Below are 16453 nucleotides of genomic sequence, written 5' to 3' on the forward strand. Positions count from 1 at the left end.
ATGATGCGGCGGTGCGACTCCGCCGGCACGGTGGGTTCCAGGTCGGCGATCCAGGCGCGGATGTGCTCAGGCTTGAACGAGCCGGCGCGCATGCCGCGCGGTGAAGCTGTCCACTACCGCGAGCGAGCGTTGCAGCTGGGAGTGCCCGAGTCCGCGGTACTCCTGGAACCGCGTGCCACGAACACCGGCGAGAACATCGAGTTCACGAAGGCGGTGTTGGCAGAGGCTGGCGTCAAGGTCTCGTCCGTCCTGCTCGTGAGCAAGCCGTACGAAGAGCGACGCTCGTACGCCATGATGCGGAAGCTCTGGCCTGACGTCGAAGTGGTGTGTGCGTCCAGTTCGATGAACTTGGAGGAGTCCGCCGCTCGGCCTTCAGCGGCTGCACATGGCCGTTCCAACTCAGCGCGACGCGTCGTAGCAGGACCCTAGTTGGGCAGGCCTATGGACGACGCGTGGACGGAGATGCCTGCACTCCATGAGCACCTTCGCGTTTGCGCAGGTCAGGGGCCGGATCGCTGGTTGGTCTTGAGGGGACTGTAAAACCTCTGCGTGACATCGAAAACGACATTCGACAGGATAAAGCAAGATCACTTGCCTTCGATTTCACGATGGAGGTCTTCGCGGAAAGATTCCTGCAGTTGTGATTGCCATGAACTCAGGCGAACGAAGTTTTCGTAAATGTCTTCCTGCTGATTTCCACTAGTCTGCCCTTCATCAACAGTGTCGTTCCATAGATGGATTTGGGTGGTGATCAGCATAGCGACGGACGTAACACCTTGTGCACGCAATCGAAGGTCACCCTCCGCCGGAGCTACCAGCTCCAGAACGGCGGCAGCATCAACGGCCTGAATAAGGGCCGCATCCATGGCAGCTAGGATCTCTTCCCCCGCCTGTTGAGAGGACTTCAATCTGGCGTAACATTTACCTGCGGTCTTCGTGAGGCTGGAGAGAGCTACCAGAAAAGCTGCGTAGGAGTCTCTGCGCATTTGCCAGAACGCCTGTTGGCGTTGCGTATAAGCGGTTTTCGCGACTTGCCTTAAAGCGGCAAGGAAAGCTATTCCTCCCACTAGTAGCGCGGCAACTGCTCCGATTAAAGCGGAAATTAGCGCCGTTGTCTGTTCGGACAATGCCGCCCCCAAGGCTCGCGTTTCGGAAAGTGGAAAGCTCGTATCTTGCGTTCTGGCATGCACTACCTCCTGCTGTTTGGTATTGAAGCAGCCTTGGTCTGGCTTCTCAGTACAGGCGGACGGATTGGTGCGAAGTTATGGCGCCCACAGCGCGCGAGCGGGGCGCATCCCGTTGCCGCGCGCTTAGCTCAGGCTGAACCGCGGCCCTGGCGGTGCGGTCACGCACTGCAGTTGTGGGGCAGCCGTGGGGGCGATGGGTGCTCCGGCGAAGGTTTGCCCTGGTCATGCTCGAGTGTGCGCGCAGACTGTAAATCTGCCGGGCTTCATGAGCCGGGCCGTCTCCGGGCCGTCCGAGGGTGGCCAATGACTACCGCTAACGACCAACAACGACCACGAGGGCGCGGCAAACTGCCGCGCCCTCGTGGTGTTTCTGCCCAGCTAGACCCAGGTATCCAGCCACATCCGCGACCGCCAGTCGTCGATCGGGATGGCCTGGCCCGTGTACAGGGGCCAGAAGGTGGAGCAGTGGCCGCCGCGCTCCACCTCGGGCAGTCCGGCCGTCTGGCAGGACCTGATCCACACCCGCCAGGCCCTGTTGTACGTGTCGGCGGCGTGGACTCGGGTGATCTCGGCGGCGACCGTGTCGATCCTGTGCCGCTCAGCCCATCGGGCGATCAGGGACTCGCGTTCGGCAACCGCGGGCCAGGGGGCTCGGCCACAGTGGTCACCCCTCCGCCTCCTCTGCGTACCCGTAGTCCGCCGGACTCTCGTACGACGCTCCGTGCCTCTCCTCTTCCAAGTGCGTCTCGCACAGGCCGCACCAGACGGCACCGGTGACGCCCGAGCCGTCTACGACGCGGGTGCATCCGTCGCACGGCACCAGGGTCGCGAAGGCCGTCGCGCAGGCGAAGCAGAAGTAGACAGGGCTGGTCCCTTCGCTGCGTACGCGGACGTTGTAGCCGAGCGCCGCCTCGCCGCATGTCGGGCAGATGTCTGCCTGCTCCCATGGCGCTCCCTGCGTGCGCCCGCTGAAGTGCACGTGGAGCCCCTCCGGCGGCCAGGACGTTGAGCAGAAACGGCACGTCGCGCGGCCGCCCCAGTCATCCGGGAGCCCTGAGGCGGTGCGCGGCTGCAGCACCAAGGCCATCTCCTCACAGGAGACGCACTCGATGGTGCGGTTTTCGACTCCCTCCGCCTTCAGCTCTCCCCCGATCCGGTTCATCCGTTCACGCACGTAGGAGTTGATGTTGTTCAGTCCCTCGCGCAGACGATTAAGCGAGTGCTCCGTCTCCGTCGCCTCCGACTCGTCGAGGTAGGGCAGGAGCTGTCCCTCGATGAAATGGATCAGGAAATCGAGTACGGCACCAGCGCGGGCCTCGACGGCGCGGGCATTGTGAGTCAGGCCAAAGTGTTGGAGCTTGTTCCGGTCTTCGGTGAGCTTGGTGAGTGCCTTTTGCTCTTTGTCGGTGATGGGGACGCCGACGATGTTCCGCAGCCGAGTGATGGCCTTGTCGGTGGACACACTGTTGAGGCTGGCGTCTTCCAATTCCTTCCGCTTCGCCTCGCCGGGGTGGGTGAAGACCAGGGTCCAGTGTTCGGCGAGCAGACGTGCCTTAAGCAGGACTTCGACGGCGGCCTGGAGATGGAGTACGGCGTACTTCACATCGCGAGGCGTTACGTCGGACTCGTTCTCGTCTAGGTGCTCGACGACGCTCTCTAAGTAGTCGAGACCGTTGCGCACGGGGGGGAACTCGAGCTCCAGCAGTCCTCTACGTCGCAGCTCGCGCTGTAGGTCCCGGCCGGTCAGCAACCCTGGAATCTGTTCCACTCGTCCCGAAAGATCCTGCTCGAATTCGCCCATTTGTACGATACCCTCCCGTCAAGAGAGTCACCCTGGATCAGTACACCGGGGAACTGTCGACCGGGCAGGGGCACCACAGCGTTGCTCCCACCATCCATGAGCAGCTCGGCCTCAGCGCGTTCCATAGGGCCATCCAACCTGACATCACCAAATAACATCAACAACAGCAGATGAGAACGGCGTTGAGCAGTCGGGAGCGGCCGGGCGGTGCGCTGCTAAGTGCTCTGTCAGGCACGCGCGATCGAACTCCGAAGCGGTGCTCATCCGCCTGCCATGAATGTCTGAGTGGACCACTTGTCTGTCTCTTCTCCCCAGGTAGAGGTGGTACGCGGAAGGCCGCAGGTCGTGGGGAAGACGGGGGCCGGCGTAAGTCTGCTGCACGGCCCGGAGCTGGGCCGTCCAGGGGCCGTGCGAAGAGGGCCAACGACGACCGCCAGTGGCCAACAACGACCAAAGGGGCCCGGCAGAGTGCCGGGCCCCTTCCTTACGTCTGTGCAGCTAGACCCACGTATCCAGCCACATCCTGGACCGCCAGTCGTCGATCGGGATGGCGGTGCCCGTGTACAGCGGCCAGAAGTAGATGAAGTTCCAGGCGATCAGCAGGACCAGGACGCCCGCGCCCGTGGCGCCCGCGACGCGGCGGGTGTCGGAGGAGCCGGGCGGGCCGATGATCGCGCCGAGGAGCATCGCCACCGCCAGGCACAGGAAGGGCAGGAAGACGACGGCGTAGAAGAAGAAGATCGTGCGCTCCTGGTACATGAACCAGGGCAGGTAGCCGGCCGCGATGCCGCAGGCGATGGCGCCCGCGCGCCAGTCGCGGCGGAACAGCCAGCGCCACAGGACGTAGAGGATTGCGAGGCAGCCGACCCACCACAGCAGCGGTGTTCCGAGGGCGAGCACCTCGCTGGCGCACTTCTCGCCCGCGTCGGCCGGGCAGCCGCCCTTGCCGGGCGCCGGGGACTCGTAGAAGTACGACACCGGGCGGCCGAGGACGAGCCAGCTCCACGGGTTGGACTGGTACGTGTGCGGCGAGGACAGGCCGACGTGGAACTCGTACACCTGGTGCTCGTAGTGCCACAGGCTGCGCAGCCAGTCGGGCAGGAAGGTCCAGCTGCCGCCCTTGCCGCTGGTCGCGGCCCAGTTGCGGTAGTAGCCGCCGGAGCCGTCGGTCGCGGAGAAGATCCAGCCGGTCCAGGCCAGGACGTAGGTGACGACGGCGACCGGGACCGTGGCGAGGAACGCGAGGCCCGTATCGCGCCTGAGGACCGCCGAGTACGGGTGCCGGGCGCCGGCCACCCGGCGCGAGGCGACGTCCCACAGGACCGCCATCAGGCAGAACGCGGCCAGGATGTAGAGGCCGTTCCACTTCGTGCCGATGGCCAGGCCCAGCATCAGACCCGCCGCCCAGCGCCAGGGGCGCCATCCCAGCCGGGCCGTCTCGGCCGTGTGCCGGTCGGGCCGGACCCGGCCGTCGGCGTCCACCGGGAGCGCCGCGGCGAGTTTCGCGCGGGCCTTGTCGCGGTCGACGAGCAGACAGCCGAACGCGGCCAGCACGAAGAACATCAGCACGCCGTCGAGCAGCGCCGTGCGGCTCATCACGAAGTGCAGGCCGTCCACCGCCATCAGCGCGCCCGCCAGACAGCCCAGGAAGGTGGAGCGGAACAGCCGGCGGCCGATCCGGCAGAGCATCAGCACGGAGAGCGTGCCGAGCAGCGCCGTCATGAAGCGCCAGCCGAAGGGGTCGAAGCCGAACAGCAGCTCGCCGATCCCGATGACGTACTTGCCGACCGGCGGGTGCACGACGTACGCCGCGTCCGCCGGGATCGTGACGTGCCCGCCCGACAGGATCAGATCGTTGGCGTTCTTGTCCCAGTTGACCTCGAACCCGCGGTGGACCAGACCCCACGCGTCCTTGGCGTAGTACGTCTCGTCGAATATCACCGCCTTGGGGTGGCCCAGGTTCCAGAACCGCAGCACGCCCGCCAGCAGCGTGACGAGCAGCGGGCCGATCCAGGCCGACCAGCGCACCAGCCGTCCCGCCAGGGTGTGCGGGACGCCGAGCGCCGCCCACAGGCGCGGGCCGGGCTCGGTGTACGGCGGCACCAGGCGTTCACGGACGTCGCGGGCGTCGCTTCTGGGCTGCCCCTGGTAGCCGAAGCGGCGCAGCCGCTGCTGCCAGGACGGCCGCTGCTCGTGCGGCGCCTGGCCCTGCCGGGTGTCCGTGGAGGACGCGGTACTGGTCACCGCGCCATCGTAGGGAACCGTTCTGTGTGAGTCCCGTGCATGGCCGGTATGCGTCCGCGTCCTCCGCCCCTGGGAGGATGGTGAGGTGACTGGAATCCTCGTACTCGCAGGTACCCCCATCGGCGACATCGCGGACGCCCCGCCCCGGCTCGCCGACGAATTGGCCGGAGCCGATGTCGTCGCCGCCGAGGACACGCGGCGGCTGCGGCGGCTGACCCAGGCGCTGGGTGTCACGCCCAAGGGGCGGGTCGTGTCGTACTTCGAGGGCAACGAGGCGGCGCGGACGCCCGAGCTGGTCCAGGAGCTGGCGGGCGGGGCGCGGGTGCTGCTGGTCACGGACGCGGGCATGCCGTCGGTGTCGGACCCCGGCTACCGGCTGGTCGCGGCCGCCGTCGAGCAGGACATACGGGTCACCGCCGTGCCCGGGCCGTCCGCCGTGCTCACCGCGCTCGCGCTGTCGGGGCTGCCCGTCGACCGGTTCTGCTTCGAGGGGTTCCTGCCGCGCAAGGCGGGGGAGCGGCTGGGGCGGCTGCGGGAGGTGGCCGGGGAGCGGCGCACCCTCGTCTACTTCGAGGCTCCGCACCGGCTCGACGACACGCTGGCGGCGATGGCCGAGGTGTTCGGCGCGGAGCGGCGGGCCGCGGTGTGCCGGGAGCTGACCAAGACGTACGAGGAAGTGCGGCGCGGGGGGCTGGCGGAACTGGCCGCCTGGGCCGCTGAGGGGGTGCGCGGGGAGATCACCGTGGTGGTGGAGGGCGCGCCCGAGAAGGGGCCTGAGGAGATCGGGCCCGAGGAGCTGGTGCGGAGGGTCCGGGTGCGGGAGGAGGCGGGGGAGCGGCGCAAGGAGGCCATTGCCGCGGTCGCGGTGGAGGCCGGGGTGCCCAAGCGAGTGGTCTTCGATGCCGTTGTTGCCGCGAAGAATTCCGGGTGACGGTTGTTCAGGACACCCTCTGAGCAGGGCGCATGTCGAATGAGCGTGCGCCCCATGGGTGGGCAAAGCAGGAAGGGCGTTGGGGCAAGGAACGCCCAAATCGGCGCCAATAGTCGACAGGTCTGCTGCCTTCGGTCCGGCGGAGGAGTCCACTGGGTCGCGGGGACGGAATCGTCCTCACGCCACAGCGGACAACAGGAGCTGGCATGACTGAGATCGCAGGGCAGACCGGGCTCCGCGCCGGTGCGACCGCCGTCGTCAACGAGTCGTACTCCTTCGCCTGCATGCGCTGCGGGCACGGCTGGGAGCAGTCGTACGAGATAGAGCACCACACGGACGCCGCCGGGCACGAGTTCGTCCTCTACGTGGCGGACGGCAAGGTCGTGCCCTCACCCCTGTCCAAGCCCACGTGCCAGAACTGCGACGGCCACGTCGTACGGATCATGCGGCCCGGGCGTGTCGAGTCGGCGCGCAACGCCGCGCGCAGGCCCCACCGCGTGCCGCCGCCCGGCGGGCCGGCCGAGGCGTCGCAGGCGGATGCCGAGGACAGCGGAGCGGACGGGCGGGTGGAGCCCGAGCACCACCACTGGCACCTGTCCGACCTGCTCCACCCCTTCCAGCGCAAGGCGAGCTGACCCGTCCGGCTCACCTTGTTCGACGCCCTCCCCGGTCCTCCCCCATCGGGGAGGGCGTACCCCTTTTCGTAGGATCGGGGCATGCCTTCGAACGACTCCGGCAAGCACGCCGCGCCCCCGCTCCCGGACCCCCTCCGGGTGCCGGTCGCCGACTCCCACACCCACCTGGACATGCAGTCCGGCACGGTCGAGGAGGCGCTGGCGAAGGCGGCCTCGGTCGGAGTGACGACGGTCGTCCAGGTCGGCTGCGACCTCAAGGGCTCGCGGTGGGCCGCCGAGACGGCAGCCGCGTACGACGCCGTCCACGCGACGGTCGCGCTGCACCCGAACGAGGCCCCGCGCATCGTGCACGGCGACCCCGACGGCTGGTCCAGGCAGGGCGCTCGGGAGCCGGGCGGGCAGGCGGCGCTGGACGAGGCGCTCGCCGAGATCGACCGGCTGGCCGCGCTGGAGCAGGTCAAGGGTGTCGGTGAGACGGGCCTCGACTACTTCCGCACCGGGCCCGAGGGCAAGGAGGCGCAGGAGAGGTCCTTCCGCGCCCACATCGAGATCGCCAAGCGGCACGGCAAGGCCCTGGTCATCCACGACCGCGAGGCCCACGCCGACGTCCTGCGCGTCCTGAAGGAGGAGGGCGCCCCCGAGCGGACCGTCTTCCACTGCTACTCCGGCGACGCCGAGATGGCGGAGATCTGCGCGAGCGCGGGCTACTTCATGTCCTTCGCCGGCAACGTCACCTTCAAGAACGCCCAGAACCTGAGGGACGCGGTGGCGGTGGCCCCGCAGGAGCTGCTGCTGGTGGAGACGGACGCGCCCTTCCTCACACCGGCGCCGTACCGCGGGCGGCCCAACGCCCCCTATCTCGTACCGATCACGGTGCGGGCCATGGCCGAGGTGCGCGGCGTCGACGAGGACACGCTGGCCACCGCACTCGCCGCGAACACGGCACGCGCCTTCGGTTACTGACCCGCACCGCCGACCTCACCGCACGACTGTGCGTAGTCGCGTCGCTTTGGAGAGTGACGACCGCTCCGCTAGGTTCTGGGGGCCCGATCCGGACCCCTCTGGACCCCCTCCGGCCCCTGGAGCGTGTCGGCGTGAGCAACTCGCAGTACGAGACGTATGGCCCGGCCTGTGCGGAGCCGGTGCATGGCGGTTTCGACGGTGTCTACGAGGACACCTACCGGCCCGCCTACGAGGAGCCGCCGCCCCTGCCCGGGCTGCCCCTGCCCGGGCTGCCCCTGCCCGGACTGCCCCGGCAGGGCGCGCCGGAGACCGGACTCGAGGTCGAGTCCGAAGCCGAGTCGGCACCGGCGTCCGTCGTACGCCCGACACGCGCCGAAGCCCGCGCCGCGGCGCGCACCGGCGCACATCGCCGGTCCGCCCGCCGACGCAAGGCGCGGTACGCCGAGCGCTCGGACGGCTCCATGCGGCGGCTGCTCCCGCAGGCCCTGGTCGTCGCCTTCCTGGCGGGCGGCACCACGGCGTTCGTCGCCAAGGACAAGGCGATCGAGCTGAACGTCGACGGCAAGGCCCGCACGCTGCACACCTTCGCCGACGACGTCACCGAGCTGCTGTCGGAGGAGGGCGTCGAGGTCGGCGCCCACGACGTGGTGGCCCCCGGGCCCGGGGAGGAGATCGCCAGCGGCGACGAGGTCGCCGTGCACTACGCCCGCCCCGTGCGGCTCACCCTCGACGGGCACCGGCGCGAGGTGTGGACGACGGCGCACACGGTGGCGGGGGCGCTCCGAGAGCTGGGGGTGCGTCAGGAGGGCGCGTACCTGTCCACCTCGCGCTCCCGACAGATCGGCCGTGAGGGGCTCGCGCTGGACGTGCGGACCGAGCGCACGGTCACGGTCATGGCCGACGGCCGGGCCCGCACCGTCCGCACCAACGCGGCGACCGTGCGGGAGGCCGTGGACGAGGCCGGGATCACCCTGCGCGGCCAGGACACCACGTCCGTCCCGCAGGGGAGCTTCCCGCGCGACGGGCAGACCGTCACGGTGCTGCGGATCACCGGCGGCAAGGAGGTCCGCGAGGAGGCGATCCCCTTCCAGACGCGGCGCAGCGAGGATCCGACCCTGTTCCAGGGCACGGAGGTCGTGGAGCGCGCGGGCGAGGCGGGCCTGCGCCGGGTCACGTACTCCCTGCGCACCGTCAACGGCGTCAAGCAGAAGCCGCGCCGGATCAGGGCCGAGGTGGTGCGCGAGCCGCGCCCGCAGGAGGTGAAGGTCGGCACGAAACCCCGGCCGACGTCCGTGCAGGGCGCCGACCACCTCAACTGGCAGGGCCTCGCTGCCTGCGAGTCCGGCGGCCGCCCCGACGCGGTCGACTCCTCGGGCACCTACGGCGGCCTCTACCAGTTCGACACCCACACCTGGCAGTCCCTCGGCGGCAGCGGCCGCCCCCAGGACGCCCCGGCGGCGGAACAGACGTACCGCGCGAAGAAGCTGTATGTGCGGCGGGGCGCGAGTCCCTGGCCGCACTGCGGGGGGCGGCTGCACGGGTGACAACCGAGCTGCTGGCATGCGTGCCTCCCCCAGTGCCTCAAGGGCCTGGGAGGTGCCCCGGGGCGGCACCCGTCCCACAGAGAGCGGCACCCCGCTCCGCCGGGTTGCGGACCCACCCGGCCTCAGCACCGACGCCGGGCAACCAGGAAACCGGCCCCATGAAACCCCCCGTACCCTTGTCCCCGTGACCAGCCCCGCCCCCGACGCCCTCCTCGGCGCCGCCGACGTCCGCGAACTCGCGACCGCCCTCGGCGTACGCCCCACCAAGCAACGCGGCCAGAACTTCGTGATCGACGCGAACACCGTCCGCCGTATCGTCCGCACCGCACAGGTCCGCCCCGACGACGTGGTCGTCGAGGTCGGCCCGGGGCTCGGGTCCCTCACCCTCGCGCTGCTGGAGGCCGCCGACCACGTCACGGCCGTCGAGATCGACGACGTCCTCGCCGCCGCGCTGCCCGCGACCATCACGGCCCGCATGCCGGAGCGCGCCGACCGGTTCGCCCTCGTCCACTCCGACGCGATGCACGTCACGGAGCTGCCGGGCCCGGCCCCGACCACGTTGGTCGCCAACCTGCCCTACAACGTGGCCGTCCCGGTCCTGCTGCACATGCTCGCCACCTTCCCGACCATCGACCGCACGCTCGTCATGGTCCAGTCGGAGGTCGCCGACCGGCTCGCCGCCGACCCCGGCTCGAAGGTGTACGGCGTCCCCTCCGTCAAAGCCAACTGGTACGCCGAGGTCAAGCGGGCGGGCGCCATCGGGCGGAACGTCTTCTGGCCCGCGCCCAATGTCGACAGCGGTCTGGTCTCCCTGGTCCGCCGGACCGAGCCGGTCAGGACGACGGCCTCGAAGAAGGAGGTGTTCGCCGTCGTCGACGCGGCGTTCGCCCAGCGCCGCAAGACGCTGCGGGCCGCGCTCGCCGGCTGGGCCGGTTCCGCCTCCGCCGCAGAGGCGGCCCTCGTCGCCGCAGGGGTCTCCCCGCAGGCGCGGGGCGAGTCACTGACCGTGGAAGAGTTCGCGCGTATCGCCGAGCACAAGGCGAACCAGCACCAGGAGAAGGAGCCCGTGTGAGCGTCACGGTCCGTGTCCCCGCCAAGGTCAACGTCCAGCTGGCGGTGGGCCCAGCCCGCCCCGACGGCTTCCACCCCCTGGCCAACGTCTTCCTCGCCGTCAGCCTCTACGACGAGGTCACCGTGACCCCGGCCGACGAACTCCGCGTCACCTGCGAGGGCCCGGACGCCGACCTGGTCCCCCTGGACCGTACGAACCTGGCCGCGCGGGCGGCCGAGGCGCTCGCCGCGCGATACGGCCGCAGCCCCGACGTCCACGTCCACATCGCCAAGGACATCCCCGTCGCGGGCGGCATGGCGGGCGGCAGCGCGGACGGCGCCGCCGCCCTGGTCGCCTGCGACGCGCTGTGGGAGACCGGCGCCTCCCGCGACGAACTGCTCGACATCTGCGCCGAGCTGGGCAGCGACGTGCCGTTCAGCCTGGTCGGCGGGGCCGCCCTCGGCATCGGGCGGGGCGAGCAGCTGACGCCTCTGGAGGTCGGCGGCGCCTTCCACTGGGTGTTCGCCATGGCCGACCGGGGCCTGTCCACCCCGGCCGTGTTCCGCGAGTTCGACCGGCTCGGCGAGGGCACGGACATCCCCGAGCCCGTCGCCTCCCAGGAACTCCTCGCGGCCCTGGCGAAGGGCGACCCGGACGCGCTCGCCGCCGCCGTCTCCAACGACCTCCAGCCCGCCGCCCTGTCCCTCTACCCGGACCTCGCCGGCACCCTGGCCACCGGCCGCGCCGCGGGTGCCCTCGCCGCCCTGGTCTCCGGCTCCGGCCCGACCACGGCGTTCCTCGTCCGCGACCCGGAGTCGGCGGCCGCGGTGGCGCAGGCGCTGCTGTCCTCCGGCACGTGCCGGACCGTGCGGACGGCATCGGGGCCGACGCCCGGGGCGACGGTGGCCGGGCTCTAGCCGGGCTTTGATCGCGTGCCCCGGTCGCCGGGGGCCGCTCAGGCTCCCCCGGTTGTCCGACAAAGGGGGCACACACGTGGAGAAACTCGTCGCGGCCGTACGACGCGGAGACGCGGACGAGGTCCGGGCCCTGCTGGAGTCCGGGGCCGACCCCGAGACCCTCGCCGACGGCCTGCCGGTGCTCTGCCTCGCCGTGGCGGCGTTCGACATACCGGTCGCCGAGGCACTGATCGAGGCCGGCGCCGACCCGTCGCGGCGGCTGCACGACGGGAGCACCCCACTGCTGCGGGCCGTGGACGGCGGGTCACACCTCATGGTCTACGCGCTCGCCATCCACCGGGTACCGCTCCCCGCGCCGGAGCGCGCCGCGCTGCTCGCCCGTGCCCTGCACTGGACCGAGACGGGGGTGGAGGCGGAGCTGCGCCGCCGCACGGGCCTGACGTGGCCCGTCGAGCGGGTCCGGGTGGAGGACGACGAGATCGGCTGGTGGTGCGAGCGGCTCACGCTCGGCGATCTGACCGTGCGCGACGAGCACCGGGCGGTCCTCACCGGCATGGAGGCCCACTACGGCGTCCGCACCCCGTTCGACGACCTGGTGGCGCGGGCCCTCGCCCACCCCGACCGGGACCACGTCGTGTGGTGCGACGTCGTCTTCACTCTCGGCCGCCGGCTCGACGAGGAGACCTGGCAGTGGAGCAGGGACCTGCTCAACCACCCCGACCGGCTGTACCGCCTGCTCGCGGCCGACCTCCTGTTGTCCCTGATCCTCGGGGACGTCGTCACGGGTCGCCGGCCGTTCCGGGACCGAGGGCGGGAGCTCGTGCCCTGGGCCGAGCGGGAAGAGGACCCGGAGGTGTTGGCGGTCCTGCTCCACGCGATGACCCACGACAGCGCTCCGGAGATCGAGGCCGTCGGACGTTCTCACCTCACCCACCCGGACCCGGCGGTGCGCGCCCTGGTCCCCGGGACTCTGGAGCATTCCGAGGACGGACTGTCCCAGGTCCGCCCCGAGAGCCTCGCCACCGTGCTCGCCCTGGCCCGCGACGAGGATCCCGGCGTACGCGAGGCGGCGTGCCGCTGGCTCGCGCACTACCGGGGGAGCGAGCCCGAGGTGGGGGGACACGCTCGTCGCGCTCACCCATGACGAGCGGCAGCCGCTCCGCGTCTGCGCGGTGTCCGGCCTGGCCTGGCCTGACGACCCGCGCTGTGTCGAGGCCGAGCATCGGATCGGCCCCGTCGGCGAGGAAATGCTGCAGGACGAGAGGCTGATGGACGTGTGGCGGTACCAACGCCGACAGGAGGCCGCCGGGACCTCTTGACGACCCCGGCCGGAGCACCACGCCGCCCGACTACCCTGGAGGGTCGATCCATCCCCCTTGTCAGGAGAGTAATGGCCGTCAATCTGGTCAATGTCGAGAACGTCAGCAAGGTGTACGGCACCCGCGCCCTGCTCGACGGCGTCTCCCTCGGCGTCTCCGAAGGGGACCGCATCGGTGTCGTCGGTCGCAACGGCGACGGCAAGACCACCCTGATCCGGATGCTCGCCAAGCAGGAGGAGGCCGACAGCGGGCGCGTCACGCACTCCGGCGGACTGCGCAGCGGCGTGCTTACCCAGCACGACTCCCTCGACCCCGAGGCGACCGTCCGCCACGAGGTCATCGGCGACATGGCCGACCACGAGTGGGCGGGCGACGCCAAGGTCAGGGACGTGCTGACCGGCCTGTTCGGCGGGCTCGACCTGCCGGGATTCCCCGCGGGCCTGGACACCGTCATCGGGCCGCTGTCCGGTGGTGAGCGACGCCGTATCGCCCTCGCCAAGCTGCTCATCGAGGAGCAGGACCTGCTCGTCCTCGACGAGCCCACCAACCACCTCGACGTGGAGGGCATCTCCTGGCTGGCCCGGCACCTCCAGGTCCGCCGGTCCGCCCTCGTCTGCGTCACCCACGACCGCTGGTTCCTCGACCAGGTGTGCACCCGCATGTGGGACGTCCAGCGCGGAGCGGTCTACGAGTACGAGGGCGGCTACTCCGACTACGTCTTCGCCCGGGCCGAGCGCGAGCGCATCGCCGCCACCGAGGAGGTCAAGCGGCAGAACCTCGTCCGCAAGGAGCTGGCCTGGCTGCGGCGCGGGGCACCCGCCCGTACGTCCAAGCCGCGCTTCCGGGTCGAGGCAGCCAACGAGCTCATCAAGGACGTACCGCCGCCCCGCGACAGCAGCGAGCTGATGAAGTTCGCGTCCACCCGGCTGGGCAAGACCGTGTTCGACCTGGAGGACATCACCGTCCAGGCCGGCCCCAAGGTCCTCCTCAAGCACGTCACCTGGCAGCTCGGGCCCGGCGACCGGATCGGTCTCGTCGGTGTCAACGGCGCCGGGAAGACCTCCCTGCTGCGGGCCATGGCCGAGGCGTCCCGGACCGACGGGGAGGCGCAGCCCGTGGGCGGGCAGGTCAAGGTCGGCAAGACCGTCAAGCTCGCCTACCTGTCCCAGGAGGTCGCCGAACTCGAGCCGAGCACGCGCGTGCTGGAGGCCGTGCAGCAGGTGCGCGAGCGCGTCGACCTCGGCAAGGGGCGCGAGATGACCGCCGGGCAGCTGTGCGAGACGTTCGGCTTCACCAAGGAGAAGCAGTGGACGCCGGTCGGCGACCTGTCCGGCGGTGAGCGCCGCAGGCTCCAGCTGCTGCGCCTGCTCATGGACGAGCCCAACGTCCTCTTCCTCGACGAGCCCACCAACGACCTCGACATCGAGACACTGACGCAGCTCGAGGACGTGCTCGACGGCTGGCCCGGCTCGATGATCGTCATCTCCCACGACCGGTTCTTCATCGAGCGCACCACCGACCGGGTGTTCGCCCTGCTCGGCGACGGCGCCCTGCGGATGCTGCCGCGCGGCATCGACGAGTACCTGGAGCGCCGCCGGCGCATGGAGGAGGCCGCGGCCGCCTCGGCACCCGCCGCCGCGGCGCAGCAGAGCGCCGCCCCGGAGAAGAGCGCCGCCGACCAGCGGGCCGCCAAGAAGGAACTCCAGAAGATCGAGCGGCAGCTCGACAAGGTCTCCGAGAAGGAGACCAAGCTTCACTCCCAAATCGCCGAAAACGCCACGGACTTCGCGAAGGTGGCCGAACTGGACGCCGAACTGCGCGAGTTGGCGGGTCAGCGCGAGGAACTGGAGCTGCGCTGGCTGGAACTCGCCGAGGACGCGTGAAGGGTGAGTGAAGGCGCATAACGACGGCATCACGGGCCGGTCCTCCCTTGGGAACAGGGGATGATCGGCCCGGTCTGCTGTCGGAACGGAGTGATAGAAAGAGCCGTCTTAGAACTTTATGAAGCGACTCTGAGCCCATCGCGTACCTCAGGGCGTGGCTAAAAATCAGTGATCGAACGGGGGAGCCGCTGATGACTCAGCCGCCCAGTCAGCCACCGCACGGTGGCTTCGGAGCACCGCAGAACCAGCCACCGCAGGGCGGTGGCTACGGGGCACCGCAGACCCCGCCACCACCCCAGGGCCCGCCCCAGACGCCGCCGCCTCCGCAGGGCCCGCCGCAGACACCGCCGCCTCCGCAGCCGGGGTACGGCTATCCGCAGCAGCCCGGGCCTTACGGACAGCCGGGCCCGTACAACTCCGGCCCCTACGGCCAGCCGCAGCAGCCGGGCCCGTACGGCCAGCCCGGCTACGGCTACCCGCCCCAGCCGCAGTACCCCGGCGCGCCCGGCACCCCGCCCGGGGGCGGCTCGGGCAACCCCTTCAAGGGCAAGCCCGCCCTGATCATCGGCGCCGCGGTCGCCGCGCTGCTCGTGGTCGGGGGCACCGTGTGGGCGGTCACCGGCGGCGACGACGGCAAGGGCAAGAAGAAGCCGGTCGCCCAGCAGAGCGACGACTCCAAGGGCGGCGGCTCCGACCCGGTCAACCCCGGTGACGGCCGAGGCGACGGCGGCGACGACCCGGAGAACCTCAACGAGGGCCGCCAGGCCGGCGAGGCCAAGGTCCTCTGGTACAAGGAGGCGCCCGACGCGCCCGGCTCCGGCGCCGACGCCCCCGGCATGTGGATCACCGAGAAGTCCGCGGTGAAGGCTGCGTACAAGCAGCTCTTCGCCTACAACGTCGGCGACGGCAAGCCGGCCTGGGACACGATCACCTTCCCCCAGAAGATCTGCGCGACCACTCCGGAGAAGACGGCCGAGGACAAGATCGTCGTCGCCTACATGAGCGGCAGCAGCGACCGCGCCAAGTGCAACCAGCTCCAGGAGATCGACCTCAATACCGGCGAGAAGGGCTGGAAGGAAGAGGTCGCCGACGGCGCCCTGTTCGACTCCACGCTCTCCGTCGAACTGTCCGTCACCGGCAACACGCTGATGGTGGGCCGCTCCCAGTCGGGCACGGCGTACGACGTCACCAACGGCGACAAGCTCTTCGACAAGAAGCGCTACGGCGACTCCTGCTTCCCCGCCGCGTTCGCGGGCGGCGAGAAGCTGATCGCCGTCTCCTCCTGCGGCGCCGGCGGCAACAACGAGCACGACGAGGTGCAGCAGCTCAACCCGCGCACCGGCAAGGTCGAGTGGACCCAGAAGTTCGACAAGGGCTGGCGGGTCGCCCGCGCCTACTCCGTGAGCCCGCTGGTCATCTACAGCACCAACGAGGACAAGAAGGCCTGGAACATCTCCACCTTCACCTCCGGCGGCAAGTTCCGCTCGCAGGTCGGCTTCGACGAGGACTTCGCCCCCGAGTGCGGCTGGGCCATCCTCGAGCGTGACCTCCAGGGCTGCCAGGGCGTCGCCGTCGACGACACCACGCTCTACCTGCCCACCGAGGCGACCACCGGCGCCAACGAGATCGTCGCGGTCAACCTCGCCGACGGCAAGGAGAAGTGGCGCGTCAAGTCCCCGTCCGACGAGTCGATGCTGCCGATGAAGATCGAGGGCGGCAAGCTCATCGCCTACATCGAGCCCTCGTACGACGCGGGCGGCCAGATCGTGTCCATCCCGACCGGCGGCAGCGCCCACAAGCCGGTCAAGCTGCTGCAGAACCCGCAGGGCGCCGCGGACATCGAGAACGGCTTCTTCTCCAAGGACCTCGACTGGGTCGACGGCCGCTTCTACATCTCGACCACCCGGCTGAGCGGAAACGACGACACGAAGGAGAAGTTGATGCTCGCCTACGGCAAGTGACTCTTCCTCCCTCTTCT

The 16453-nt window shown here is 70.1% G+C and carries 14 protein-coding genes and 1 pseudogene; 10 read left to right on the forward strand and 5 right to left on the reverse strand.

The genetic code is table 11. From position 1 onward, the window contains the following. Nucleotides 1-87 precede the first annotated feature (87 nt). Nucleotides 88-357, forward strand: a pseudogene (locus ACZ58V_RS30995) (YdcF family protein); the annotation flags it as partial. Between the two features lie 230 nt (nt 358-587). Here ACZ58V_RS30995 and ACZ58V_RS31000 read toward each other — a convergent pair. The 5 genes from ACZ58V_RS31000 to ACZ58V_RS31020 form a co-directional block, all read right to left on the reverse strand. Beyond that, a complete protein-coding gene (locus tag ACZ58V_RS31000; RefSeq protein ID WP_468197806.1) occupies nt 588-1190 on the reverse strand; it encodes a hypothetical protein in 603 nt (200 codons plus the stop codon). Nucleotides 1191-1565: 375 nt separating this feature from the next. Next, on the reverse strand, nt 1566-1709 hold the full coding sequence (locus ACZ58V_RS31005; protein ID WP_471294317.1) for a hypothetical protein: 144 nt from the start codon (nt 1707-1709) through the stop codon (nt 1566-1568). A 142-nt stretch (nt 1710-1851) separates the two neighbouring features. Next, nucleotides 1852-2988 carry a serine/arginine repetitive matrix protein 1 gene (locus ACZ58V_RS31010; protein ID WP_468197804.1) on the reverse strand — a complete coding sequence of 379 codons (1137 nt, stop codon included), beginning with the start codon at nt 2986-2988 and terminating at the stop codon, nt 1852-1854. Further along, nucleotides 2931-3146 (reverse strand): DUF6959 family protein, encoded by a 216-nt coding sequence (locus ACZ58V_RS31015; RefSeq protein ID WP_471294111.1) that lies wholly within the window; start codon nt 3144-3146, stop codon nt 2931-2933. The genes ACZ58V_RS31010 and ACZ58V_RS31015 overlap by 58 nt, the downstream gene beginning before the upstream one ends. A 340-nt stretch (nt 3147-3486) precedes the next feature. Next, nucleotides 3487-5232 carry a dolichyl-phosphate-mannose--protein mannosyltransferase gene (locus ACZ58V_RS31020; protein ID WP_468197799.1) on the reverse strand — a complete coding sequence of 582 codons (1746 nt, stop codon included), beginning with the start codon at nt 5230-5232 and terminating at the stop codon, nt 3487-3489. An 85-nt stretch (nt 5233-5317) separates the two neighbouring features. Between ACZ58V_RS31020 and rsmI the strand changes: the two genes are divergently transcribed. The 9 genes from rsmI (at nt 5318) to ACZ58V_RS31065 (ending at nt 16436) form a co-directional block, all read left to right on the forward strand. Beyond that, nucleotides 5318-6163: a 16S rRNA (cytidine(1402)-2'-O)-methyltransferase gene (gene rsmI / locus ACZ58V_RS31025; protein WP_468197797.1), complete on the forward strand. Its 846-nt coding sequence runs from the start codon at nt 5318-5320 to the stop codon at nt 6161-6163. Nucleotides 6164-6369: 206 nt separating this feature from the next. After that, entirely contained in the window at nt 6370-6798 is a 429-nt protein-coding gene (locus tag ACZ58V_RS31030; protein ID WP_468197795.1) for a hypothetical protein, read from the forward strand. An 81-nt stretch (nt 6799-6879) separates the two neighbouring features. Beyond that, nucleotides 6880-7761, forward strand: coding sequence for a TatD family hydrolase (locus tag ACZ58V_RS31035; RefSeq protein ID WP_471294114.1), 882 nt, complete (start codon nt 6880-6882; stop codon nt 7759-7761). A 131-nt stretch (nt 7762-7892) separates the two neighbouring features. After that, complete coding sequence (locus tag ACZ58V_RS31040) at nt 7893-9305, forward strand: ubiquitin-like domain-containing protein (RefSeq protein WP_471294117.1); 1413 nt, start codon at nt 7893-7895, stop codon at nt 9303-9305. 184 nt (nt 9306-9489) lie between these two features. Further along, nucleotides 9490-10377 carry a 16S rRNA (adenine(1518)-N(6)/adenine(1519)-N(6))-dimethyltransferase RsmA gene (rsmA, locus tag ACZ58V_RS31045; protein ID WP_471294119.1) on the forward strand — a complete coding sequence of 296 codons (888 nt, stop codon included), beginning with the start codon at nt 9490-9492 and terminating at the stop codon, nt 10375-10377. Continuing rightward, a complete protein-coding gene (locus ACZ58V_RS31050) occupies nt 10374-11273 on the forward strand; it encodes a 4-(cytidine 5'-diphospho)-2-C-methyl-D-erythritol kinase (RefSeq protein WP_468197787.1) in 900 nt (299 codons plus the stop codon). Before rsmA ends, ACZ58V_RS31050 begins: the two co-directional genes overlap by 4 nt. A 76-nt stretch (nt 11274-11349) precedes the next feature. Beyond that, nucleotides 11350-12417 (forward strand): hypothetical protein, encoded by a 1068-nt coding sequence (locus tag ACZ58V_RS31055; RefSeq protein WP_471294121.1) that lies wholly within the window; start codon nt 11350-11352, stop codon nt 12415-12417. A gap of 246 nt (nt 12418-12663) precedes the next feature. Then, nucleotides 12664-14475, forward strand: coding sequence for an ABC-F family ATP-binding cassette domain-containing protein (locus ACZ58V_RS31060; protein WP_468197782.1), 1812 nt, complete (start codon nt 12664-12666; stop codon nt 14473-14475). A 191-nt stretch (nt 14476-14666) separates the two neighbouring features. After that, entirely contained in the window at nt 14667-16436 is a 1770-nt protein-coding gene (locus tag ACZ58V_RS31065; RefSeq protein WP_471294124.1) for an outer membrane protein assembly factor BamB family protein, read from the forward strand. Nucleotides 16437-16453: the final 17 nt, after the last annotated feature.

The organism is Streptomyces sp. NPDC040589 (assembly GCF_055594445.1).